Source organism: Streptomyces gelaticus, assembly GCF_014649535.1.
GTDB lineage: Bacteria > Actinomycetota > Actinomycetes > Streptomycetales > Streptomycetaceae > Streptomyces > Streptomyces gelaticus.
In genome coordinates, this window is sequence record NZ_BMTF01000029.1 from 57,694 (window position 1) to 65,180 (window position 7,487).

A 7,487-nucleotide genomic window follows, 5' to 3' on the forward strand; every position below is an offset into this window, starting at 1 on the left:
GTGCGTCGCCCCTTTCGTCGTTCCTGAGAATTGCCTGAATATGCGGGCCGCGGCCGAAGAGGTTCCGTCCGTTTCCCGGCGTTTCTGCCACGTCTACCAGATGCTGTCTTTGATTCGTGTATGAGGGGGCGCGCGAGACGCCCTTCTCGCAAACGCCGCTCAAAACACCGGCTGCATAGCGTGCCGTCCATGAACCTATGCAAACGTGCCTGGTGGCGGCTCACCGGCGCCCCGGGCAAAACGCTGATGCTGGTCGGCTTGTTCTTCGTCGTCTGCACCCTGGTGCTGTCCGGCTTCCTGATCCGGTCGGCGGCGGCGCGCGCGGCCGACAGCGCCAAGAACCGTGTGGGCGCGGTGGCCACGATGCAGCTCGACGTGAACGGCTTGCTGGCGTCGGGCAAGAACAACGGCAGCGAGGGCAGCGGGCAGAACCCCGGCACCATCGGATCCGCCGGCGACCTGAGGCGCGACCTGGTCGACAAGATCTGCAAGTCGTCCGTGGTCGCCGACTGCAACTACACCGCGGACGGGGCCGCCTTCCCCACCAAGACCACCAAGCTCTACCAGCCGGTCCCGGTGCCGGCGGGCCAGGACACCACCGGCACCGACCTGTTCAAGGTGGACGGTGTGCGCAAGCTCGGCGAGGTGAGTGCCTTCCGTAACGGTGACTCCAAGACCATCGCCGGGAAGGGCATCGGACCGGACACCAAAAGGAACGAGATCGTCGTCGAGGAGCGTGTGGCCAAGGAGAACAAGCTCGAGATCGGCGACACGGTCAAGCTCAAGATAGGTGAGCTGATGCCGGGCGTGGACACCTCGGAGCACGAGTTCGAGGTCATCGGCATCTACAAGAACGGCACGGCCGACACGGGCCAGTACGTGCCCGCCATGATGGATCCGGCCAACCAGCTCTACACGAGCATCGAGGGCGCCAGCCTGCTCGGCGGCAGGACCACCGACGGCGGCGGCACCCTCAAGTCCGCTACCTTCAAGCTGACCGACCCCCAAGACCTGGACCGGCTCAAGGACGACGCAAAGAAGGCCGGCGCCGATCTCCAGATCTTCCCGATCTCGGTCAACGACAAGCAGTACAGGACGCTCGTCGGCCCCATCGCCAAGACCGCGAACTTCGCGACGGTCACCGTCTGGCTCGTCGCCGTCGCCGGCACCATCATCCTCGCCCTCGTCGTCGCCTCCAACCTGCGCGAGCGCCGCGGCGAGCTGGGCATCCTGCTCTCTCTCGGCGAGAAGAAGCCCAAGCTGCTCGGCCAGCACCTCATCGAGGTAGTCGCCTGTGCCGTCATCGCGATCGCACTCGCCGGAGTGGGCAGCCAGTTCATCTCCGAGGCGATCGGCAACAAGCTGCTCGCCGGTGAGGTCGAATCGGCCAACGAGGAAGCCGAGAACGAGAGTCTCCCATCCGACTACAGCGACACCAGCGGCATGAGCAAGCAGGGCGACGACCAGCCCAAGACCGATCCCATCGACTCACTCGACGTGCACCTCGGTCCGTCCGACATCGCCAAGGTCGGCGCCACCGGGCTCGGCATCGCCGCCCTGGCCACTCTCGTCCCCGGCACCCGCGTCCTGCGCCTCAACCCGCGCGACATCCTCACGAAGGGAAACTGACGTGACGAGCACACCCACCGGCACGCACGCACACGGCGGTACGACCGCGCCGATACTCGAACTCGCCGACGTGAGCCGCACGTACAGCACCGGCAGCCGTCGCCGCGTCGTCCTCAAGTCCGTTTCGTACATCTTCGAGGCCGGCCACATGTACGCCATTGTCGGCCCGTCCGGCTCCGGTAAAACGACACTGCTGTCCCTGGCCAGCGGGCTCGACGCACCCACTTCGGGCAGCGTCCGCTTCAAGGGACGCGATGTGGCCGAAGTGGGCCTCGGTACGTACCGCAACCGGCACGTGGCCACCGTGTTCCAGTCACTGAACCTGCTCACCTACATGAACGCCGTCCAAAATGTCACCTCCGCCATGGAGATCACCGGCGTCAGGAGCGGCAGCAGGAAGCGGCGAGCCAACGAACTGCTCGGGCTCCTCGGCATCGAGCCCGAGGACCGTGCCCGCCGCACCCTCCAACTCTCCGGCGGCCAACAGCAGCGCGTAGCCATTGCCCGGGCACTGGCCTGCGAGGTCGACATCCTCTTCGCCGACGAGCCGACCGGTGCCCTTGACCACGAGGCCGCCGCCGGCATCATCGAGGTCTTCCAGAAACTGGCCCACGACGACGGCAAGTGCGTGATCGTCGTCACGCACTCCAGGGACGTCGCCGCCGCCTGTGACAAGACACTCGTACTCAAGCGGGGAAAGCTGATTCCACAGGGCTGATCCCGGCGGGACACGAGAGGCGTGGGTTCCGGTATCCGTTGTCGTCGCGCGTAAAGCGCTGCAGCCGGTGCGGCGCACGCTTCCCGTACGAGGCGATCCGCCGCCGGTGCCTGAAGTCCGGTCAGCGGTACGCCGACGGACCGCGCCGCCGACCGGCCCCAGCCCGGCGACAAGTGGCATCCGGACGTCCTGGGGCCGTCGGTTACGGGACGCCGAGTTCGAAAAGGGCGTAGCCCGCGTACGAGCCTGAAGCCAGGGCCGCGATGCCGAGGAGCATGAGCTGGTGGGTCAGGCTGAGGCGGCGCAGGGCGAGGGCGAGCGGGAGATAGAGCGGGAAGAGGGGGAGCAGATAGCGGGAGACGTTGGCGAATATCTGCTGGCTGCCCAGGATGAGGACGAGGGTGAGGACGGTGTAGACCATCAGGACGGCCGGGGGACGCAGCCGGATCAGCACCGAGAGCAGTGCGAGCGCGAGCAGGACGACCCCGACGCCGATCAGGTCCGCGAAAGGCCAGGCGGAGAGATAGTCGGAGTGGCCCACCGGGACGGATGTGAGGACGTCGAAGGTGTGCCGGCCGTAGTCCCATTCGTGGGCCCAGGCATCGGACTGAAGCTTGAAGTAGCCGCCGTAGTCGCCCATTTCGTGACCCACCCAGCCGATATAGGCGAGGAGGCCGAGCGGGGCGACGGCCATCGCGGCCACCGGTCGCAGGATGTCGTCCCGGTGACGCCAGAGCTCGAGCAGGGCCGCGACGGCGACGGCGGCGATCAGCGCCCCGGCGGTTGGCCGGTTGAGCCCTGCCGCGCAGGTGAGGAGACCGGCGGTGAGCCAGCGCCGGCTCAGGACGGCATGGCAGGCCCAGACGGCCAGGGCCACGTAGAGGGAGTCGGAGTACACGGCCCACTCCGCGCCGGAACCGGGCCAGACGGCCCAGAGTCCGGCCGCGGCCAGCCCGGCCCTTCTGCCGCCGAGGCGTTCGGTGACGGCGTAGATGCCCAGGGCGGCGACCAAGGAGGCGACGACGGAGACCACCATGCCGGCGCCGTACGAGCCGAGGCCGGTGAGCTCGGAGACCAGCCGCATCAGCGCCGGGTAGAGCGGGAAGAACGCCGCCGAGTTCCCTTCGAGGGTGATCGGGCCGGTGGCGCCGGGGATCGGGACCAGTCGAGGGTCGTACCCGTGCTCGGCGATCTGCTGGTACCACCAGCCGTCCCAGCTGGCCAGGACGTCCCACGGGTGGGCGCCACCGCCGAAGCGCGGGTGTTTCGTGCGGTAGTCCCCGGAGGAGTGCAGCAGCCACATGAAGGAGGCGAAGCCGATGAACTTGAGCGTGCCGTAGACGGCCAGTACAGGGCCGTAGTGCTCGGCTGTGCGGCGCAGCCGGCGCCGGCGGTCGGGGCCCGTGGTGGCGGGCTGCTGCGACAGCTTCGCGTTCCAGCTCGGGGTGCCGGTCGCGGTCGTACGGGCGATGGTCTTGATCATGCGCGGAACACCCACGCTCGGAAGAACAGGAACCGCAGCAGCGTCGCGGCCAGGTTGGCGGCGACGAGTACGGCGAGTTCGACGGTCTGCCCGGCCGAGGGCACCGCGTGGTGCAGGGCGGCGAGCGATCCGCCGGTGAGCGCCAGGCCGATCAGGAGGACGACAAGGCCCCTGCTCTGGTGGCGCAGCACACCGCCGCGGCCGCGGAGGCCGAAGGTGAGCCGCCTGTTCACGGCCGTGTTGGCGACGGCGCAGACCAGCAGCGCGAGTGCGTTGGCGGCCTGGGATCCGGCCACCGGGCGCAGCGCCGCGTAGAGGAGCAGGTATGCCAGGGTGCTGACGGCTCCTACGGCGGCGAAGCACACGAGTTGGGTGGCGAGCCTGCCCGGGGCATCGGCGCCGACGTCGCGGAGCGACCCGCCCGGCGGCAGCGTGTTCCGCGCCAGTGCCCCGCCGATCCTGGCGATGCCGCGCAGGTCGGCCAGTGCCGTGGCGAGGATGTCGACCCGGGTGTCGGGATCGTCCACCCAGTCGACCGGTACCTCATGGATGCGCAGTCCGGCACGCTCGGCGATCACCAGCAGTTCGGTGTCGAAGAACCACTCCGAGTCCTGTATGAGGGGCAGCAGTCGCTCGGCCACATCACGCCGCACCGCCTTGAATCCACACTGCGCGTCGGAGAAGCCCACGGCGAGGACGAAGCGCAGGAGGGCGTTGTAGCAACGAGAGGTGATCTCTCGTTTGGGGCCGCGTACCACCCGGGAACCGGGGGCCAGACGGGTGCCGATGGCGATATCGGAGTGGCCGGAGAGCAGCGGGGCCACGAGCGGCAGCAACGCCGTCAGTTCCGTGGACAGGTCCACGTCCATGTACGCGAGTACGGGGGCCGACGAGAGCGACCAGGCGGTACGCAGCGCCCGGCCGCGCCCCTTCTCGGCCAGCCGAAGCCACTGTGCTTCGGGCAGTTCGTCTGCCAGCCGAGCGGCGATCAGCGGGGTGCTGTCCGTGCTGGCGTTGTCGGCGATGGTGATACGGAACGGATAGGGGAAGGTCTCGCACAGGTGTGCGTGGAGCCGCCGCACGCTCGGCTCCAGATCTTTCTCCTCATTGAACACGGGGACGACCACGTCCAGGACGGGCTCCGGGTGGTGTGTCGCCACCGGCGCGCGGTGCGGCAGTGGGCTTGGGTCCTTCAGGGCAAGTGACCCTTGTTTTCTCATATTTTGTCCTTTTGTGGCCTGGTGCGGGGCAGGCCGAAGACGCTTGGGGCGACGGTGTGCTACAGCGTCACGGGGTGATGGGCGAGGGTGAGGTGGTGGACGGCTGGTTCCGCGCGGTCGCCGTACCCGAAGGCGGGGCCGAGGTCGAGGGCGGCGACGCGCTCTGCGTGCTCCCCGGCGGGGACTCGGTGGCCGTACTCCCGGTCGTGCCCGGCGGCATGATGGTGACAGCCCCGTCAGGGGACGCGGGGGCCGTGGAGGTGTCCGAGGAAGGTGTCGTGCTCGGGGACGCGTCGGGTGTCGCGTGCGGGGCGGAGCTCGACGGGCTCGTCGCGGGCTGTGGGCCGGGCCGGCTGGGCTCGGCCCGGGGCACAAGGCCTGGCAGCAGGAACAGCCCGACACTGAGGCCGACGACGGCCAGGACGGAGCCGGCTGCCCTCTGTGCGGCCCGTCTCCGACGGCGGACGCGCACCCCTGCCCAGAGACGTTCCCGGTGCTTCGGCTCGAACGGTGCGGGCGCCTCGGTGTCGCGCATCATCTGTGCCAGCTGCCGCTCGAAGTGATCCATGGGGTTCTCCTTCACTGCACCGGCTCGGTCACATTGCCCAGGAGCTGCCTCAGCCGCGCCACTCCGCGTGCGGCGTGGGACCGGGCCGTGCCCACCGGGCACCCGAGTGCCTCCGCCACCTGTCCCTCGGGCAGGTCCTGGTAGTAGCGCAGTACCACCGCCACTCTCTGCTTCGGCGACAACTGGGCCAGCGCGGCCTCCAGTCGGGAACGCTCCGCCACGTCTGCGGAAACATCGCCGGCCATCGCCGCCTCCGGCAGCTGTTCGACGGGGCGTTCACCCCACCAACGCCGCTGCCCCGAGCGTGCCGCCGCACGCATCATCACCTTGCGGACGTACGGCTCCGGCGCGTCATCCGCGACCTTGGGCCAGACGAACCAGAGCTTGACCAAGGACTCCTGCAACAAGTCCTCGGCCCGATGCCGATCGCCTCCGACGAGCAGACGGGCCAGGTGGAGCAGCACCGACCAGCGGGCAGCCACGAACTCGTCGAACGCATGGGCTCGACTCTGCTCCATCCGCACTGTCCTTGTTCTCGCCGATCGCCTACACCCTGTAAAAGGCACTGGCGTACGACCCACGATGCACCTGAGGCCCGTGATCTGGATCACATGACATGTTGGCGACAAGCGCGACATCCGGACGCCACGGCTGCCTCATCGTGACGGCCCGGAAGAGGAACCATTCGTGAAGGCGCCAGGTCGGGAACGGGTAGCGTGTCGTGGCCTGGGTCACCTTCGCAGTCAGGTGCCAGGTGCCAGCTGCCAGGTGCCAGGTGCCAGGTGCCAGGTGCCAGGTGCGAGGATGCTGTCGTGTTGGATGCGATCGACGCGGTGGACTGGGGTGCCATACCGGGCCATCCCGACTGGTACGAACCGGCCCGTGCCGCTCGCGGTCTGCGGGCCCTGGCCGATGCGGCGAACCTGGTGCAGGCGGCGGAGGCCGGCTCGCTGCTCGGCGGCGGCGGAATCGTTCATGGCCACAGTGCCGCGGTGTTTCCGGCGGCTGCGGTCGCGACCCCTCTGCTCCTGGACATCGCTCAGCAGGGTCACCCGGCGGCGCGGGACACCGCGTTGGGGCTGGTCGATGAGGCCCTGTCGTCCTGTCCCCACGCCGAGTACACGCGGGTGACGACGTCCTACGGCGCATCAGTACCGATCTGCTGCACCATCGCCCACCATCTGCGAGCCCGCACAGCTATCCTCGCCGGACTGGGCAAGCGGGGCAAGGCGCTGCTTGCCGATGCGGCCGAGCACTGGCGCTTCGAGGTCCGAGAGTGCGTCGCCGACGGCAATGACACAGCAGCCTTCGGGGTCCTGGCCGGCTGTTTCCCGGGCGGCGTGCACGCGGTGGAACTGCACCTCGTCGGTGAGATCGTCGTGCTGGACGAGGCTGCCCTCGAATACCACCCCGTGGAGGGGGCTCGTGAAGCGTGCCTGCGGGTGATGGGACGGCGTCCGGGCGAACTGCCGCCCGGCGCCGTCCTGTTTCCGGCGGAGTGCGGTGAACGCGTGCACTGACCGGCTTCTATGGTTCACGAGACTGCGATGCAGGGCCCTCTGCTGTCCGTGGCGCAGTGAGACGCCTCCAGCAGATGACGACGCATCCCGGCCGGCCTGCCTTGCCGCGAGCGACGGCGCCGCCAACCGCCCGTCGGCGATGTCTCCCAGACGACGTAGCCGCGCCCGGCTCGTGCCCCGGAACGGTGCCAGGCACGGACCGGCTCCTTGAAGATCAACAGCAACGACTGCGGCTGAAGACCCCAGGCGAACATGACGAAGCCCTTTCCCGGTGGAGGGAAGGGCTTCGTGAGCGAGCGCTGGGCAGGCCTTGCACCTGCATTTCCCCGCGGGAAGCGGGGCGTCTTTC

7 protein-coding genes are annotated in these 7,487 nt (G+C 68.8%); 4 read left to right on the forward strand and 3 right to left on the reverse strand.

Annotated elements, in window-relative coordinates:
* Positions 1–189: 189 nt before the first annotated feature.
* Positions 190–1,629 (forward strand): ABC transporter permease, encoded by a 1,440-nt coding sequence (locus IE107_RS29975; protein ID WP_189547497.1) that lies wholly within the window; start codon positions 190–192, stop codon positions 1,627–1,629.
* 1 nt (position 1,630) lies between these two features.
* Positions 1,631–2,347 carry an ABC transporter ATP-binding protein gene (locus IE107_RS29980; RefSeq protein WP_308434263.1) on the forward strand — a complete coding sequence of 239 codons (717 nt, stop codon included), beginning with the start codon at positions 1,631–1,633 and terminating at the stop codon, positions 2,345–2,347.
* A gap of 202 nt (positions 2,348–2,549) precedes the next feature.
* Here the strand turns inward: IE107_RS29980 and IE107_RS29985 are convergent, their stop codons facing one another.
* The gene (locus IE107_RS29985; protein ID WP_189547498.1) at positions 2,550–3,830 is read right to left on the reverse strand and encodes a glycosyltransferase family 39 protein; all 1,281 of its coding nucleotides are present in this window, start codon (positions 3,828–3,830) and stop codon (positions 2,550–2,552) included.
* Complete coding sequence (locus tag IE107_RS29990; protein ID WP_373302529.1) at positions 3,827–4,990, reverse strand: bifunctional glycosyltransferase family 2/GtrA family protein; 1,164 nt, start codon at positions 4,988–4,990, stop codon at positions 3,827–3,829. The genes IE107_RS29985 and IE107_RS29990 overlap by 4 nt, the downstream gene beginning before the upstream one ends.
* 116 nt (positions 4,991–5,106) lie before the next feature.
* On the opposite strand from IE107_RS29990, the gene IE107_RS29995 reads away from it, so the two are divergent.
* Positions 5,107–5,613: a hypothetical protein gene (locus IE107_RS29995; RefSeq protein WP_189547500.1), complete on the forward strand. Its 507-nt coding sequence runs from the start codon at positions 5,107–5,109 to the stop codon at positions 5,611–5,613.
* Between the two features lie 16 nt (positions 5,614–5,629).
* Here the strand turns inward: IE107_RS29995 and IE107_RS30000 are convergent, their stop codons facing one another.
* Positions 5,630–6,136, reverse strand: coding sequence for a SigE family RNA polymerase sigma factor (locus IE107_RS30000; protein WP_189547501.1), 507 nt, complete (start codon positions 6,134–6,136; stop codon positions 5,630–5,632).
* Between the two features lie 294 nt (positions 6,137–6,430).
* Between IE107_RS30000 and IE107_RS30005 the strand changes: the two genes are divergently transcribed.
* The gene (locus tag IE107_RS30005) at positions 6,431–7,138 is read left to right on the forward strand and encodes a hypothetical protein (protein ID WP_229867353.1); all 708 of its coding nucleotides are present in this window, start codon (positions 6,431–6,433) and stop codon (positions 7,136–7,138) included.
* The last annotated feature ends 349 nt before the right edge of the window (positions 7,139–7,487 follow it).

What these genes read in the sequence shown, in the direction of transcription:
- IE107_RS29975 (WP_189547497.1), top strand. Translation starts at nt 190, where the DNA reads ATGAACCTATGCAAACGTGCCTGGTGGCGGCTCACCGGCGCCCCGGGC.
- IE107_RS29985 (WP_189547498.1), bottom strand. Translation starts at nt 3,830, where the DNA reads ATGATCAAGACCATCGCCCGTACGACCGCGACCGGCACCCCGAGCTGG.
- IE107_RS30000 (WP_189547501.1), bottom strand. Translation starts at nt 6,136, where the DNA reads ATGGAGCAGAGTCGAGCCCATGCGTTCGACGAGTTCGTGGCTGCCCGC.